The sequence below is a fragment of the Mesorhizobium sp. B2-5-13 genome (genome assembly GCF_006440535.1).
In the GTDB taxonomy this organism is placed as follows: Bacteria; Pseudomonadota; Alphaproteobacteria; order Rhizobiales; family Rhizobiaceae; genus Mesorhizobium; species Mesorhizobium salmacidum.
The window spans coordinates 78,881-94,690 of record NZ_VFUI01000018.1 but is presented as its reverse complement, the minus strand read 5'-3'; the positions used below and the strand labels follow the sequence as shown (position 1 = coordinate 94,690).

General features: G+C 62.5%; 18 protein-coding genes. 9 read left to right on the top strand and 9 right to left on the bottom strand.

The genetic code is table 11. The features are described from left to right. The 5 genes from FJ434_RS23845 to FJ434_RS23825 all read right to left on the bottom strand — a co-directional run. On the bottom strand, positions 1-462 hold a 462-nt coding region (locus tag FJ434_RS23845), incomplete at its 3' end, for a transposase (protein WP_140751291.1). A gap of 162 nt (positions 463-624) precedes the next feature. After that, positions 625-930 (bottom strand): ATP-dependent Clp protease adapter ClpS, encoded by a 306-nt coding sequence (gene clpS / locus FJ434_RS23840; RefSeq protein WP_027143390.1) that lies wholly within the window; start codon positions 928-930, stop codon positions 625-627. Between the two features lie 129 nt (positions 931-1,059). Next, entirely contained in the window at positions 1,060-1,374 is a 315-nt protein-coding gene (locus FJ434_RS23835) for a hypothetical protein (protein ID WP_027143391.1), read from the bottom strand. A gap of 163 nt (positions 1,375-1,537) precedes the next feature. Beyond that, the gene (locus FJ434_RS23830; RefSeq protein ID WP_140504882.1) at positions 1,538-1,828 is read right to left on the bottom strand and encodes a hypothetical protein; all 291 of its coding nucleotides are present in this window, start codon (positions 1,826-1,828) and stop codon (positions 1,538-1,540) included. A 38-nt stretch (positions 1,829-1,866) separates the two neighbouring features. Further along, positions 1,867-2,166, bottom strand: a complete 300-nt coding sequence (locus tag FJ434_RS23825) for a hypothetical protein (protein WP_140751293.1) — start codon at positions 2,164-2,166, stop codon at positions 1,867-1,869. A 281-nt stretch (positions 2,167-2,447) separates the two neighbouring features. Here FJ434_RS23825 and FJ434_RS23820 point away from each other — a divergent pair, with 281 nt between their 5' ends. Beyond that, positions 2,448-3,164: a response regulator transcription factor gene (locus FJ434_RS23820; RefSeq protein WP_140751295.1), complete on the top strand. Its 717-nt coding sequence runs from the start codon at positions 2,448-2,450 to the stop codon at positions 3,162-3,164. Continuing rightward, entirely contained in the window at positions 3,161-4,570 is a 1,410-nt protein-coding gene (locus tag FJ434_RS23815) for an ATP-binding protein (protein WP_140751297.1), read from the top strand. Before FJ434_RS23820 ends, FJ434_RS23815 begins: the two co-directional genes overlap by 4 nt. Before the next feature lie 23 nt (positions 4,571-4,593). Here the strand turns inward: FJ434_RS23815 and FJ434_RS23810 are convergent, their stop codons facing one another. The 4 genes from FJ434_RS23810 to FJ434_RS23795 form a co-directional block, all read right to left on the bottom strand. Continuing rightward, on the bottom strand, positions 4,594-4,872 hold the full coding sequence (locus FJ434_RS23810; protein WP_140712508.1) for a hypothetical protein: 279 nt from the start codon (positions 4,870-4,872) through the stop codon (positions 4,594-4,596). Positions 4,873-4,931: 59 nt separating this feature from the next. Further along, positions 4,932-6,113, bottom strand: a complete 1,182-nt coding sequence (gene choV, locus FJ434_RS23805) for a choline ABC transporter ATP-binding protein (RefSeq protein WP_140751299.1) — start codon at positions 6,111-6,113, stop codon at positions 4,932-4,934. Continuing rightward, positions 6,110-6,964, bottom strand: coding sequence for a choline ABC transporter permease subunit (gene choW / locus FJ434_RS23800; RefSeq protein ID WP_140751301.1), 855 nt, complete (start codon positions 6,962-6,964; stop codon positions 6,110-6,112). Before choW ends, choV begins: the two co-directional genes overlap by 4 nt. 134 nt (positions 6,965-7,098) lie before the next feature. Beyond that, entirely contained in the window at positions 7,099-8,034 is a 936-nt protein-coding gene (locus FJ434_RS23795) for a choline ABC transporter substrate-binding protein (RefSeq protein ID WP_140504874.1), read from the bottom strand. Positions 8,035-8,297: 263 nt separating this feature from the next. Here FJ434_RS23795 and FJ434_RS23790 point away from each other — a divergent pair, with 263 nt between their 5' ends. From FJ434_RS23790 to FJ434_RS23760, 7 genes are all read left to right on the top strand, one after another. Further along, on the top strand, positions 8,298-8,909 hold the full coding sequence (locus tag FJ434_RS23790) for a thymidine kinase (RefSeq protein ID WP_140504872.1): 612 nt from the start codon (positions 8,298-8,300) through the stop codon (positions 8,907-8,909). A 130-nt stretch (positions 8,910-9,039) separates the two neighbouring features. Further along, the gene (locus tag FJ434_RS23785) at positions 9,040-9,429 is read left to right on the top strand and encodes a cytochrome c family protein (RefSeq protein ID WP_140751303.1); all 390 of its coding nucleotides are present in this window, start codon (positions 9,040-9,042) and stop codon (positions 9,427-9,429) included. Between the two features lie 317 nt (positions 9,430-9,746). Next, entirely contained in the window at positions 9,747-10,835 is a 1,089-nt protein-coding gene (locus FJ434_RS23780) for a hypothetical protein (RefSeq protein WP_027143401.1), read from the top strand. 40 nt (positions 10,836-10,875) lie between these two features. Continuing rightward, a complete protein-coding gene (locus FJ434_RS23775; RefSeq protein WP_140504868.1) occupies positions 10,876-12,021 on the top strand; it encodes a hypothetical protein in 1,146 nt (381 codons plus the stop codon). 24 nt (positions 12,022-12,045) lie between these two features. Then, positions 12,046-13,956: an ATP-binding protein gene (locus FJ434_RS23770; protein WP_140751305.1), complete on the top strand. Its 1,911-nt coding sequence runs from the start codon at positions 12,046-12,048 to the stop codon at positions 13,954-13,956. Next, a complete protein-coding gene (locus FJ434_RS23765; RefSeq protein WP_348640982.1) occupies positions 13,953-14,432 on the top strand; it encodes a DUF559 domain-containing protein in 480 nt (159 codons plus the stop codon). The genes FJ434_RS23770 and FJ434_RS23765 overlap by 4 nt, the downstream gene beginning before the upstream one ends. A 67-nt stretch (positions 14,433-14,499) precedes the next feature. After that, positions 14,500-15,804, top strand: coding sequence for a DUF6638 family protein (locus FJ434_RS23760; RefSeq protein WP_140751307.1), 1,305 nt, complete (start codon positions 14,500-14,502; stop codon positions 15,802-15,804). Positions 15,805-15,810 lie beyond the last annotated feature (6 nt).

The window sequence follows — 15,810 nt, the reverse complement described above, 5'->3', positions numbered from 1 at the left end:
CGGCGCCGAGGCCGCCTCGATCAGGGTCGCGTCCAGCATCGCGCCGCGCTTCAGCATCACGCCCGCTTTCTCCAGCTGCCGGTCGAGCTCGCCAAACAGCCTGTCCAGAAGTCCCTTCTCGATCAAAAGATTGCGGAAGCGGTTGAGCACCGTGTGGTCGGGCACCGTCTCGTCGAGTGCGAGCCCTACGAAGCGGCGGAACGACAGCCGGTCGGCGAGCGCTTCCTCCAGCTCGCGGTCCGACAGCCCGTAAAGCGACTGCAAGAGCAGGGCTTTGTAGAGAACCAGCGCCGGCCAGCCGGGATGGCCCGGACCACCATGATTGAGTCCGCCAAGCAGCTTCTCGAAACGGTACCACTTCACCAGCGACCCGATCCGATCCAGTATCCCCGACGAGCCAACCGCCTTGTTCCCAAGGAACGCCTCGACAAAGCTCATCTGTCCCGTCCGCTTCACCGCCATCGCAAATCCCTCCGAGCAATAATCGAAGTGAATCACAATGCCAGAATTGCGCAACAGGCCCCTTGTGGGAGAAGGAAAAAGCGCCCTCCGCTATGGCTCCGGGCGTTCGTCGCTTTAGTCGACAAATCGTTGTCGACTAATCGCCCTGCGGGCGACCGCTCCTCACTCCTCCGGTTCCGTCGTGAACAACAGCGGATAGCCCTTGGCCTTGCCGGCGTCGGTGGCCCGTGTCGCCTTGGTCTCGGCGACATCCCTGGTGAAGACCGCGACCACGCAGACGCCGCGCTGGTGCGCGGTGATCATGACCCGGTGCGCCTGGTCCTCACTGAGCTTGAACTCGCCCTTCAGCACCGTCACCACGAATTCGCGCGGGGTGAAATCGTCATTGATGAGGATGACCTTGTAGAGCTTCGGCCGCTCCGTCTGCGGCTTCACCTTGACGCGCGGTTTTGTGGTGATTTCAGGCATTCGAACCGACTGTTTCGCGATCAAACTTAAGCCCGCATTTTGCCACGGGTGGCAGCGACCGTCCATTTGCGGACCGTCGGCGGGCACGCCCGGTCCTTCACGATCATGTGGGAAATGGTCTGTCGCGGTTCAACGGCCCTGACGGCCGAAGATCCGGCGACTTGCGTCGGCATCCGCCCGGCGTTCCAGCCATGCCGCGATCGGCCATCCGGCAACGCAGATCAGCGTCACGCCGGCGAGCACGATCAAAAGCCACGCCTGCACGGGCGTGATGTAATCCCAGTTGCTGGAAATCGCCGGCGCGAACAGCGAAGGCTCGGTGCGCCCGCTTGCAGGGTCCGGCACGGGGCTGGCGGTGAGCAGAATCAGCACTCTGGCGACGCCGGTGGCAACCAGGCCGCCGATCACCATGGAGCGAAAAATGGACGAAAGCCGCTTCTTCATGCGGATTGTCCTACAGGGCCGGCATTGCAAACGGGTTAAGCACGATCGAGATGCGTGGCTGGAAGCCGCCGGGTGTTCAGCTTATCGACCGTGCCCTTGGCAGAAGGCCGCCCCAGCCGGTTTGCGGCTGGGGCGGCCTTGGTTGAACTAACCTCGAAGCTGATCAGGGCTTCTTGGGAGCAGCCTTCGCAGGGGCCGCCTTCGCGGGAGCAGCCATCGCGGGAGCCTTCTTGACCGGGCACTTGTGCTTCGTGGTCACCTTGCAGACGGTCTTCTTGGCGACCTTCTTCGGAGCAGCCTTGGCCGGAGCGGTGGTCGCGGCAGCAGCCGGAGCGGTGGTCGTGGTGGCGGCAGCCGGGGCAGCGGTCGTGGTGGCGGCTGCGTTGCCGAGAACCGGCATCGAGAAGGCGAGAGCGACGGCGAGACCAAGGGCGGACAGGATGGACTTGTTCATGGCTTCATTTCCTTTTTTCTGCGGGTCGTTTTTGAGTGTCACTGGACCGGGTCGTTCGGTGTCACTCCAAGCAGCTTCAAAGCATTGGCGAGCATCCGGATGCCCTGCGCCTGTTTCTTGGCGGCGCAGTACCGGTTGCCCTTTCTCTGAAGTGCCTTTGCCGCGGTGACCTGCGTTGCCGTGGCATGGGTTTCGAGGGCTTCATCAAATTGGTGGCTGAGATTGGCGCACCGTTCGCTCCGGGTGAGCGGCGCCTTTGCATCCGATTGGTCGACAGCGGAAGTGAGCAGGCCAAGGCCCAGCAGAACTCCCAACAAACTGATCGACAATCTTGGCATTGGTTTATCCGTAAACCCGGAGACTAGCGTCGCAGCCGATGACCTGACCGCCACGGCACCGTTATGCCGGCCTACTTTTTCAGGAGTTTTTCCCGATTGTAGAATTTTGTTTCTGGATTGTGTCTGGCCAGGCCACGCCAAGCTGACCGTCGCTTTCCATGTGGGGAAGGCGGAATTAATTCTCCCTTGAAAAGCAAGGTACTGGCCAACATATGGCCCGAATTCTATCGTGTGGCTCACCAGCCAATCATGGCTTGGCCGGCAACCGGGACAGCGCACCTGTGAAATCCGAGACACACATACTGATCGTCGACGACGACAAGGGCATCCGCGACCTGCTTCAGGAGTTCTTCCAGAAGCGGGGCCTGCACACCTCGGTTGCCGCCGACGGCGCCGAGATGGAGGCCGTCCTGCGCCGTTCCCAGGTGGATCTCATCGTGCTCGACGTGATGCTGCCCGGCAGGAGCGGGCTGGAACTGTGCCGCGACCTGCGCGCCCAGTATACGACGCCTATCATCATGCTGACCGCCGTCACCGAGACAACGGACCGTGTCGTCGGCCTCGAGATGGGCGCCGACGACTATGTGCCCAAGCCCTTCGACCCGCGCGAGTTGCTGGCGCGCATCCGCGCCGTGCTGCGGCGCAACGGCGCCGCCGAGCCGAAGCGCGCCACCACAAAGCAGATTTACCGTTTTGCCGGCTGGACCATGGATTGTTCGCGCCGCCGGCTGACCGCGCCCGATGACGTCAGGGTCGAACTGACCATGGCCGAGTTCAACCTCTTGCAGACCTTCGTCAAGAGCGCTCAGCGCGTGCTGACCCGCGACCAGCTCATCGAACTGTCCGGCGGCGACAGCGACTATTCCTTCGACCGTAGCATCGACATCCTGGTCAGCCGGTTGCGGCGCAAGATGGAAGATGATCCCAAGACGCCCAAACTGATCCTCACCGTGCGCAGCGGCGGCTACCAGTTCCTGCCCGAGACGGCCTCCGAATGAGACGTTTCCTGCCGCAGACCTTGCCTGTCTGGGTGCTGCTGATCGTCATTGCCGGCCTGCTGATCAGCCAGGTCGCGACCCTTTACATCGTGTCGCGCGACCGCGCCGCCGCCAATGACGTGGTCGACCTCTACCGTCTCAACGACCGCGCCTTCTCGCTCGTACAGTTGATGAGTGGCGCCTCGCCGGAGGAGCGCAAGGCGACCGCCGCAGGCCTGTTCAACTCGACATACGCGCTCACCGTCTCGGACACGCCCGCCGTCACCTCCTCGATCGCCGGCGACGATGAACTGGCCGAGCTCGAGGACATCCTCGTCGGCCGGCTGTCGAAGTTCGGCATCACCGACGCGCGCGTGCGCCGCGATCCGGCGACGCGCGAAGCCGACGATGCCAACGGCGCGGCGCCGGCGCCCGATATCGGCCAGGTCGAGCGGGACCTTCTGGTGCTGGCCGCCAATTTCGCCCAGAGCGACAAGCTGACGGCCTCGCTGCGCTTCGCCGACGGCCAATGGCTGAACTTCACCGAACCGATCACCCCCGTCGGCCCGATCCTGAGCGTCGACAGTCTGCCGCTCTATGCGCTGATCGCGGGGCTGGTGGTGATCATGTCGATCTGGTCGCTGCGCCGGCTGACCGCGCCCTACCGGATGATGGAAACCGCCGTCAACCGGATCGGCAAGGACCTGAAGAGCCCGCCGATCGCCGAGAGCGGCAGCCGTGAGGTGCGTGCTGCCGCCAGGGCGATCAACGCCATGCAGACCAGGCTGCGCGAATATGTCGAGGACCGTGAACATCTTGCCGCCGCACTCGCGCATGATCTGCGCACGCCGATGACGCGCATGCGGCTGCGCCTGGAGCTGTTGCGCAAATCGGCGGTTCGCGAGGCGCTGGCGCATGATCTCGCCGATGTCGAGAGCATCGCCAGTTCGGTGATCGACTTCGCCACCTTCGAGGTGAACGAGGAAAAGAGCGAACGCATCGACTTCTGGTCGCTCGTGGAATCGATCGCCGACGCCTATCCGGACGTCTCGTTCGACAATGACGACACCCGCTCACGCGGCCTGATCTGCATGGCGCGACCGGTGGCGCTGAAGCGCTGCGTCACCAATCTGGTACAGAACGCCGTCACCTATGGCAAGAAGGCGCATCTCAGCCTGCACCGCTCCGACGGCACGATCACGCTCGCCATCCGCGACGAAGGGCCGGGCATACCCCAGGCCCAGATCGACGCCGTGTTCGGCTCCTTCGTGCGCCTCGAACAGTCCCGCAACCGCCAGACCGGCGGCCTCGGGCTCGGGCTGACCATCGCCCGCAACATCGCGCGTGCCGCGGGCGGCGAAGTCCGCCTGTCCAACCATCCTGACGGCGGCCTGCTGACGGAGCTGCGCCTGCCGCTGGCGGCTTGAGACTGATCAGGCCGCATCGAACGTCAACTTGTCGCGATGATCTTCCAGGCCAACAGCGCGATGATGACCGCCGCCGCGAGCATTGTTGCCCAGCGATGCCGCCCGAACGCATGCAGAACGAGAACGGCCAGCGCCGCGATCGACGCGGCAAGTGCCCCTTCGACATAGAAGAGCTGTGCGCCGTCAATCGGCCCGCCGCTTGCGCTTCCGACACGGAAGAACTCCAGTATCGACCGGATCGCGATCACGATCAGCAAGCCGAGCGCCGCTTGCGCCGCGCGCGCCGTCGACAGCCAGTTCAATATCCGTTTCAAGGCGCCTCCCGACGCGACCCGAAAGCCTTTCGGTTGACGTTGCCGGCCTACCGCCGCAGCACCGCGCTCAGCACGTCGCGAATGCCGATGGCACCGACGAAGCGGGACTGATCGTCGAACAGCGCTACCGGTGCCGTCTGCGACCGGTGCATGGCCAGCATCACGGTCTTCAGCGACGTGCCGGGATTGGCCCAGAACACCTGCGCCAGCTCCTCGGGCTGGCCCTCGACATCGGCGCAGGACACCCATACTGCCGGCTTGCCGTCGCGCTCGGCCGCCGCCACCAGCCCGTGCTCGTCGATCTTGAAACGCGTCGTCTTGCGCCGGTCGAGCCACACCCAGCCATTGTCGCCATGTTCGAGGTCGCGACGGTCGCGCATGACGTTCCAGGCGGTGAGCACCGAGAGCGGGTTCACATTGGCGATGAAGTCGCGGACATAATCGTTGGCGGGGCGCAGCACGATGTCTTCCGGCGCGCCCGTCTGGACGATACGGCCGCCCTCCATGATGGTGATGTGGCTGCCGATCTTCAGTGCCTCCTCGAGGTCGTGGCTGACGAAGATGATGGTCTTCTTCAGCTCCGCCTGCAGCTGCAGAAGTTCATCCTGCAGCTTGGTGCGGATCAGCGGATCGAGGGCCGAGAACGGCTCGTCCATCAACAGGATAGGCGCCTCGGTGGCGAAGGCGCGCGCCAGGCCGACGCGCTGCTGCATGCCGCCCGAGAGCTCATGCGCGTATTTGTCCGACCATTGGTCGAGGTTGACCAGCTTGAGCTGCCTGTGCACCCGCTCCTTGCGCTCGGCATCCGGCACGCCAGCGAGTTCGAGGCCGAGGCCGACATTCTCCTCCACCGTGCGCCACGGCAACAGGCCGAACTGCTGGAAAACCATCGCCACCTGCTTCTGCCGCAGCCGCCGCAAGGTCGGCTCATCGCAAGTGACGACATCGACCGTGCGGTCGCCGTCCTTGACCAGCACCTGGCCGCGCGACACCACGTTGAGCCGGTTGACCGCCCGAAGCAGCGTCGACTTGCCCGAACCGGACAGGCCCATGAGGACGGAAATCTCGCCTTCATGCACGGTCAGGCTGGCTCCGGCGCAGCCGAGCACATTGCCGGTCTTCTCGAGTATCTCGGCCCGGGTAGCACCCTTGTCGATCATCGCCAGCGAACCGGCCTGGTCGGCGCCGAAGACGATATCGACATTCCTGAAATCGACGGCGACGGTCATTTCTTGCCTCCAACGCCAATGCGGGTCATCCGGTCGAGCACGATGGCGAGCACGACGATGGCAAGACCGGCCTCAAGGCCAAGGTCGATGCGGCGCGAACCGAGCGCCCGGTTGATTTCCGTGCCGAGACCGCCGGCGCCGATCAGGGCGGCGAACACCACCATCGACAGTGACAGCATGATCGACTGTGTCAGGCCCGCCATGATGGTGGGCAGCGCCGAGGGCAGCTCGACCTTCCACAACAGCTGGCTCTTGGTGGCGCCGAAGGCCTCGCCGGCCTCGATGATCGATTTCGGCACCGAGACGACGCCGAGATGGGTGAGCCTGACCGCGGTCGGGATGACGAAGATGATGGTGACGATAAGGCCGGGCGCGTTGCCGAGGCCGAACAGCGTCAGCACCGGGATCAGGTAGACGAAGGTCGGCAGCGTCTGCATCAGATCGAGCACCGGCAGCATGATGCGATAGACCTTCGGCTTGTGCGCCGCCCAGATGCCGAGCGGCACGCCGATGGCCATCGCCGCCGCAGCGGCCGCGACCACCAGCACCAGCGTCTGCACCGTCTGCTTCCAGAGGTTCTGGTTGATGATGAAGATCAGGCCGAGGAAAACCGCGATGGCGAGCGGCCGCGAGCGCTGCAGCAGCCAGGCAATGACGGCGATCACCAAAGCGAGCAGCACCGGCGGTACCATCAGCAGTATGTCGACCATCCCGTCGAGCAGGAAATTGAGGCCGTTCGAGAAGGCCCTGAACACGGTGTCGAAATTGTCGGTGAGGAAGCCGAAGAACGCCTTTCCCCAGGCGCCGATCGGGATCTTGTGATCGACCATGAATTTGGAAATCGGATCCATCTCACCCCTCGTTTGCCAGAGCTCTGCCTTCGGCCCCGTATTGTCGCAACGTCATCTTGTCACAGGATACGAAAAAGGGCAGCCTTTCCACAATGGCTGCCCTCTGTTTCGGTCACGCCGAAATCAAAGTCGGCTCAGCTCCCGAGCGCGGTCTTGACCGCCGCCGCCGCGTCGCCGCCGTCGAAGGTGGTCACGCCGGCGATCCAGGGCTTGACCGCATCCGGATTTTTCTTCAGCCAGTCGGTTGCCACCGTGTTTGCATCGCTGCCCTTCAGGATCGCGTCCATCATCTGGCCTTCCATATCCAGATTGAATTTCAGGTTGGCGATGAACTTTCCGACATTCGGGCACTCGGTCATGTAGCCCTTGCGCACATTGGTCGAGACGGTGGCCGCGCCAAAACCGCTGTCGCCCATGCCATCGAGATAGGTGATCTTCATGGCGCCCATCACAGGATGCGGCGTCCAGCCGAGGAAGGCGATCCACTCATTGTTCTTCATCGACTGCTCGGCCTGCGTCAGCATGCCGGCCTCCGAGGATTCGACCAGTTCGAACCCGTCGAGATTGTCCTTCGGGTTCTTGATCATGTCGAGGATGATGCGATTGCCGTCATTGCCGGCCTCGATGCCGTAGATCTTGCCGTTGAACTTGTCCTTGAACTTGCCGAGATCGGTCAGCGACTTGACGCCGGCATCCGCGACATAGGTCGGCACGACGATGCCGTAACCGGCTCCGGCCAGGTTCTGGCTGACGGTCTCGACCGAACCGTCGGCCGTGTAATCCTTGATGTCGTTGGTCATCGACGGCATCCAGTTGCCGAGGAAGACATCGAGGTCCTTGTTCTTCAGCGACGCATAGGTCACCGGAACCGAGAGCTGGATCACCTGCGGTTCGTAGCCGAGCGCGGTAAGCAGCACGGAGGCCAGCCCGGTGGTAGCCTGGATGTCGGTCCAGCCGACGTCGGAGAGGCGAACCGCCTTGCAGCTTGCCGGATCGCCGGCGAAGGCAGCACCCGTGGACAGGAAAGCCGCCAAGCCTAGGCCGGCGACGAAGGAATTCATACGCGACATCTGTATTCTCCCATTTCGATTCTTTGGCGAAGCGAAGTTTCGGTCTTTGTGCCCGCCTTGTTTCGTCAGCCAAACACCATTCTGAAGTGGTTTCAAGCACTAAGACAATCACGATCAACGGCGCTGGCTGGCCAATCAGCGACACCGCTGACGCTTTCCGTGCCAAGCCCCGAGCGCAATCTGCCTCGGCAGTGGCTGCTTTTTCAGGGGAATGCGGCCGCGGCCTCTCCCCGCGTGGCGGCAAGTCGGCTTAAAAGGGCGGCATGGCCAAGCTTTACTTCCACTACGCGACGATGAATGCCGGCAAGACGACCATGCTGTTGCAGGCATCGTACAATTACCGCGAACGCGGCATGACGACGATGCTGTTCGTCGCCGGTCACTACCGCATGGGCGACACAGGCCTGATTTCGTCGCGCATCGGGCTGGAGACGGAAGCCGAGATGTTTCGCGATGGCGACGACCTGTTCGCCCGCGTCGCCGAGCATCACCAGCACACGGCGGTGCATTGCATCTTCGTCGATGAGGCGCAGTTCCTGGAGGAAGAACAGGTCTGGCAGCTTGCCCGCATCGCCGACCGGCTCAACATCCCCGTCATGTGCTACGGCCTGCGCACCGATTTCCAGGGCAAGCTGTTTCCCGGCTCGCGCGCGCTGCTGGCCATCGCCGACGATCTGCGCGAGGTGCGCACCATCTGCCGTTGCGGCCGCAAGGCCACGATGGTCGTGCGCCTCGGTCCCGACGGCAAGGTGGCCCGGCAGGGCGAACAGGTGGCGATCGGCAAGGATGTCTATGTCTCGCTCTGCCGCCGCCATTGGGAAGAGGAAATGGGCCGCGCGGCACCCGACGACTTCATCGGCTTTGTCAGCGGCTGAAACGAAGGCCCGCCGGACGCCGGCATCGGGCAGCCGGCTGCCATCTCTTGCAGCCGCGCCATTCAAATGGTGCCTTTGTTAAGGTCAGCGCCCTATTTCCCGTCTCAGCCAGAACTCCCCGGGGTCAGCCATGCTTCGAGCCGTCTTGTCCGCCAGCCTTCTTCTCCTGGCCACTTCCATTGCCGCCCAGGCCGGGGGCGATCCTGTGCTGGGCAAACATGTTTTCAACCGGTGCGTGGCCTGCCATGAGGCGGCCACCGACCGCGACAAGGTCGGCCCACATCTTATGGGCGTCGTCGGTCGCACGGCGGGAACCGCCGAAAGCTTCCTCGGCCATTATTCGGAGGCAATGAAGAGCGCGGGTGCTGCCGGTCTCGTCTGGGACGAGGCAAATCTTGCCGAATACCTCAAATCGCCCAAGCTGAAGGTGCCCGGCAACAGGATGGCCTTCAGCGGCCTGAGCAATGACGACGACATCGCCAACATCATTGCCTATCTGAAGGCTGATCCCAAGCCTTGAGCAGACGCCGTCCGGAGTGGGACGGACCGGCTTGCGCAGGCCTGTGGGGCTGCAAGGGTCAGTTGTTGTCAAGTTTCGGAGCCGTCCGCTTCGGCGTGGACTGATTGCTTTGCCGACATGAAAGTTCAAAATCAGCTGAACCAGGCTTGGCCGACCAGTTGATCACGCCATGACCACGGCTCCATTGCCTTTCAAGGGTTCGGCCGAATATTTGTTTCGCGCAGCGCACTGTTTTCACGTCTTTCAATCCCCTGATACCCCACATATATTCGCCGCTGTTCGCAACCAGCGAGCGGAAGCCGAAGCGGGAGGCCCCTATGGCGACATTGCAGAATTTCGATGCCGAAATTGCCAAGACCAAGCAGGTCGTCCAGGATATGCGCACCAAGATCGAGCAATCCGGCACCGTGCTCGACACACTCGCAACCGCCGACAAGAAGATCGGCGACGCCAATTTCGACATCGAGAACGCCCGCATCGAGGATGTGCTGAAGCAGCAGAAGGTGATGGAAGGCAACATCGCCGACCTGATCATCGGCCTCGAGGACGCCACCAATGTCTTCGGCGCCGAGTTCGAGAGCATGAAGAACTATACCGGCTGGGAAAACTTCGTCGGCGTCTTTTCGGCGCAGCGCAAGCAGCGCATGCGCACCGACCGCGTGCGCAACATGTCGCTCGCCGGCAATCTGCAGGAACTGCTGGCCAAGTCCGACACCATCGTCGGCATATTGAAGGCGCAGAAGGAAGTTCTCGACCAGCGCTACAAGACCTCCGAAGCCAGCCTGTCGCAGGTTATCGAGCGCCGCAAGACGACGATGACGAACCTCGAAGCCGTGCAGAAGCGCATCGAGGAGCTCAATCCGATGCTGCTCGACATCGAAAACAAGATCGCCGCCTCGACCAGCCAGAAAGACCGCACGCAGCTCGAGGGCGAACGTTCCAAGCTCGCCACCGAATACAATGAAAAGCAGGCCAAGGAGCAGGAGCTGCTGGCCGAAAGCCAGACGCTGGAGCGCTACACCTCGATGTTCCAGACCTTCGTCGATTCGCTCAACAACCAGATCGCCGCGCAGTCGACGCTGATCAACAAACTGACCATCGATACCGAGCAGCGCATCGTGCTCTACAAGGCGCTGGAGGATTCACTGAAGACCGCCGCGCAGCAGGACGTCGCCCACAAGATCAACACGCTGGGCAGCCAGGTCGACAACACGGCCGAGGAAACCATGGCCGGCATTGGCGCAGCCTCGCAGAAGCACATCGGCGACCTCTTGGAGATGCACGAGAAGAACATGGTGGCCAGCGCCGACATCCAGCGCCGCAAGAAGCTGGCCGACGATGCCTTCGCCCGCCGCTTCGACGAGGTGCTGAAGAAGCACAATTCGGCCAACTACGTGCAGTCATAATTGCCGCGCGCACCGGTGCGACAATCGCAGGGCTGACAGCATGACACCCGAAAACGACGCGGCGGCGCGGTATTTCTCGGCAATCACGGCCGCGCTCGGCGGCCTTGAAGTGTTCATGCGCGACGACCGCTCGCCGCTTTACCGGCATGGCATTGTCGCCAGGATCGTTGCCGAATACATCGCCCGGCTCGACAAGTCCTTTTCCTGCTGGCGCAACCGGCTGGGTTTCATGGACACGTTCCGCATTTCGCGCGCCGAAAGCGGCTACCCGGTGTTCCAGAACCTGCTCGAACTGGAAAACGACCGCCGCCAGGCCGACGGCCGGCTCGCCAACATTCCCCAGGCCGGCGAGCTGCGCGAAGAGATGGCCGACTTCATCCTGCGCCACAAGCAGTTCCCCGACGCACTGCAGAAATCGATGGCCGAGCGGCTCTATCTCGAGGACGTCAAGAGCGAGCAGACCTTCGGTCCATTCACGCTGGCGCAGACGGCCAAGGTCTCGGTCAATCCGAAGACGGCGCGGCCCTATTATCTCGTCCACTGGGCCACCTTCGACGGCAGCGCCAACCTGCCTTTGGTCTACATGGTGACGGTGGAGGATTCGTCGGACAGCATGGTCAGCCAGCTTGTCGACCGGAGCGGCAAGCTCAACGACAAGGTCGACATTCCGCTGCCGGTCGACGGCCTGCTCAACCCCGAACTTGCCCATCGTTTCGACGATTTCACCGAGAAGAATTCGGCCTATACGCTGTCGCCGGCGACCATCGCCGTCAACCTCGACAAGGACTTCGAGCCACTGCACCCCAAGCAGCTGAGGCGGGTGGTGCTCGGTCCCTTCTACTCAGCAGGCATCACCGACAACAATTCGACGGTGACGGAAGTGCTGGCCAAGGTGCGCAAGCCCGAAAACGCATGGCTTTTGACCTGGACCATCCAGGAAGTCTATTCCAAGGGCGAGAAGCCGGGCCGCAAGGGCCTGTTTTCAAGCGAGAAGACGACGCAGGAATTCTTCATCAACACCGATGACCTCGAGGCCGCTCGCCAGGGCGTATCGAGCTACGAAAACCACGCGCTGATCCCGCACGAGGCCTACCAGGCGCTTTACGCCGCGGGCGAAGCACAAAAGATATTTGCCGGCTACAAGGTTCACATCCTGTCGAATGGGCAGGTGATATCGGATGTCTGACCGTCACACCACGGAGCACCCTTCATGGACACCGGCCTGACCACCATCCCGGAAGCGGCTATCGAAAAGCACCGCGCCACCGCGCAAAGCTTCATCACCCGCATCGTCGTGCTGGAGGATCCCTCGCGCGAATCCGGTACAGCGCTCGCCGGCACCAACCGGCGCTTCGTTTCCACCGTCTCGGTCGGTTCGGTGCGCCGCACGCGCGAGGTCGAGCTGTCGAAGACCGTCGGGGCCGTCCATCCCGACGACCAATTGCTCACCATCCCGCAGCACACGCTGCTCTTTCGCGCCCGGCGCGGCACGGCGATCGCGCTGGCGGTCTCGGACGTGTTCGCCGAAGGCTCCGATCTTGAAAGCCTGCAGGCCAGGAACACCCGCGCCCCGCTCGAAGGCGAGGAGGCGTCCACCTTCAAGAAACTGCTGTCGGCCTCGGCCTATATCTCGGCCTTCAGCCTTGCCTCCTACCTGTTCCAGCTCATCGACAGTGACGGCGAGGCGCCGAACGACATCCCCGAACCGGACTTCCTGTTCGACACACCGCAGGACGCGGTGAAATCGATTCTGGCCGGTCTCGACAAGGCTATATCGGGCTCGACAGACGATGCCGACCTGATGACCCGTGCCCGCGCCTTCGCCCGCGTCGCCATCGACGGGCTTCTGGCGCGCAAAGGCCGCTTCGACGGCATCGGTCCGTTCGAGAACGCCCATATCCGCATCGACGCCGACGACTTCACCCTCGACGGCTTCGATGTCGCGCCGGGCAAGCGCTCCAAGCCGCTGGTGATGACTTTCAAGACGCCGGAAGAGGTCGTCGGCAACCACATCGCCAAATACCAGTCGGTCAAACTGGCCAAGATGCTGATGGCTTACGACTTCGAGCGCGAGCTGAACCCGTTCGTCGAGCTTGGCGGCTTCCTGTTCACCTTCATCGGCGATGGCGCGCCCGGCACCGGCAAGACGACGCTGATCCAGATGATCGCCGGTCTCGTCAACGGCTATTGCCAGGTCGCCGGCTACCCCTTCGCCTACGAGAATTTCGGCGTCGACCAGATCTCGTCCTACCAGGGCAAATCAGGCCAGAACTGCCGCCAGTTCATCAACAATGTCTTGAACCCGCGCGTCATCGGCTTCGGCACCATCGACGACATCGACCAGGTGGCCGCTAGACGCTCCGACGATCGCGCCTCGGCCGGCCAGCAGGAGATCACCGGCGTGCTGATGGATGCCTTCGCCGGTGCCGCCACCGTGGTGCGCGGCAATTGCTCGTTCGGCATGTTTTCCAATTATCCGGAGAATGTCGACGATGCACTGCGCCAGCGCGCCGGCGCCCGCTGGCTGGTCGACGGGCCTCAGACCCGCGACGACTATATCGACATTTTCGTGCTGCTCGCCGGCAAGAACCACGAGATCCCCCTGGGCAAGCACGAGCTCTACGCCGCACAGGAAATCCAGCGCGCCGTGACCGAAGCTTATGAGGAGCATGAAAAGCCGCAGGAGGAGGGGCTGATGCGGGTCTATGAGCGCTACATGAAGGAAAACGGCGCGCCCAAGACCATGGCCGACATCGGCACCTACCTGCACCTGATCAAGGACGCCGAACCGCGCTTCACCGGCCGCGCCATCAAGAACGTCACCGACGCCATCAAGATGCGCGCCATGGACATCGAGCTTCCCGACGACTGGTTCGAAAAGCCGGAAGCCTTCATGCACAAGAGCTACGACGACAAGAAGGCGATGATCGAGGAACTGCGCGGCCCGTTCTCGATGGACATGGTCATGCAGGAGATCAACCGCTACGCCGATTCCGAATTCCGCTATTCCGACAAATCCGATGACGCCGCGGTCGAGAAGCTGCTGCGTGACGCAAGGCTGCGCGAACGCGCTGCGCGTGAGATGGAAGACATGAAGAAGAAGGGTCTGTGGAATGCGTGAGGCGCGCTCTTCTTCCTTCTTCCCGTTCACGGGGAGAAGGTGCCCGAAGGGCGGATGAGGGGCAGCGCCATGCGTGGTGGAAACGAGCCCAAGGTGCAAGAGCCCGCGAGCTTCGGAAGATCGAGAACGATGCCGAGGAAAAGCTCTGGCATGAACTGCGTGGGCGACGATTGAATGGCCACAAATTCATTCGCCAACTGCCGATCGGTCCCTATTTCGCCGACTTTGCCTGTCGTGAGGCTAATCTGGTCGTGGAGGTCGAAGGCAGCCAGCATGCAGGTCGATCCCGGGATCGCTACAGGGACGAAACGATGAACGCCAATGGTTGGTCGGTATTGAGGATTTGGCACGCTGATGTTTTGAGCGGCCGAAAGAGCGTATTGGAAACGATCGTTGCGGCCGTGGATGGTCGGCTGAACAAGAAGATGATTGGCATCGACGCGAAGTTTCTGCCTTCAATGTTGGAGACGAGATGATGAGCGTTTGCGCCGCCCCTCATCCGCCCTTCGGGCACCTTCTCCCCGTGAACGGGGAGAAGGAAGATTGACCCACGCCCGCAAACCCGACCTCCTTCGCGACAACGAGCTCATCTACGGCCGTTTGCTCACCGTCGACGAGGCGCATCTCATCCAGCGTTACAACAAGGCGCTGGCTGCTTTCGGCCTCAAGCCCACCAGGCTAAAGAGCTTCCAGATCGACCGCACCGGCTTTTCGCCCGAAGTGGCCGAGGAGTGTGGCGACTACGACTATCTCGATCCCAACGAGGTCAACCGCCGCTTCATCATCCTGACGCCGTCGCAGATCGACCTGCCGGTGGTGCACACCGCCTTCTCCAACACCTCGCAGCTGATGTTCGAGTTCATGTCCAGGAACCAGCGCGCCATCGACGCGCTGACCATCAAGGACGTCATCTACGGCGAGATCGAGGATTCCGTTCCCAAGGTCAACGACATCGAGGACCTGCTGTCGATCAGCCAGGTCGAATTCAAGGTGCTGTCGGCGGAAGACGTGCTGGGCAAGGCCGCCGAACTCGGCAAGCTCGTCGACCAGCTGAAGCAGGAGCCCGACGCCTGGCGCGACGATGCCATGCTGACCCGCATGGTCGAGCTCGCCAAGGTCTGCGGCGACATCCGCGAGAACGCGCTGGTGCCGGACCAGGTGATCTTCCGCCACAACGCCTACTGGACCAGCCATTTCGGCGGGCTCTATGTCTTTGTCGATCCCGACATGACGACGGTGATCAGCGATCCGGCCGCCCCCGGTTTTCGCCGCTCGCGGCCCTGGCAGGTGAGCTATCTCTCGATCAAGGACGCCGACAAGGTGTTCAAATTCCTGGCTGCCACCGGCCGCATCGAACTGCCGCGCGCTTCCTGGATCGAGGCCTCGGGCTATCTCGAGCACCGCGCCGAAATGGTGGTGCGCGCGCTGATCCGCGATGCCGAGCCGGACCGCAATTTGACCGATGTCGACAAGGTCTGGCTGCAGACATGGATCCAGAGCCATGCCGACCTGATCACCTCGGACGGCAATTTCCCCTTCCTCAACGCCGCCAAACGCGAGATCGCCCAGCTCGGGCATCTCAAGGTCGAGGATGTCTCCCCGCAGCAGCGCTTCCTGGTGGTCCGCGCCAAGCCCGACCATCCCGACGCCTGGCTGACCAACCGGCTGATCTCGGATTTCGTGCCGTCGGACTTCGTCTCGCGCTACATCTTCAACAAGGACGGCTTCTACAAGGACTATGACGGCTTCAGCGACGCCTGGCGATCGCATGTTGTGGACGTTCTGAAAACCACATATTTGAAGGACAAGGTGGCGTTTCGCACACGCCTCTACGGCCTGGCCGACTAGAACGAA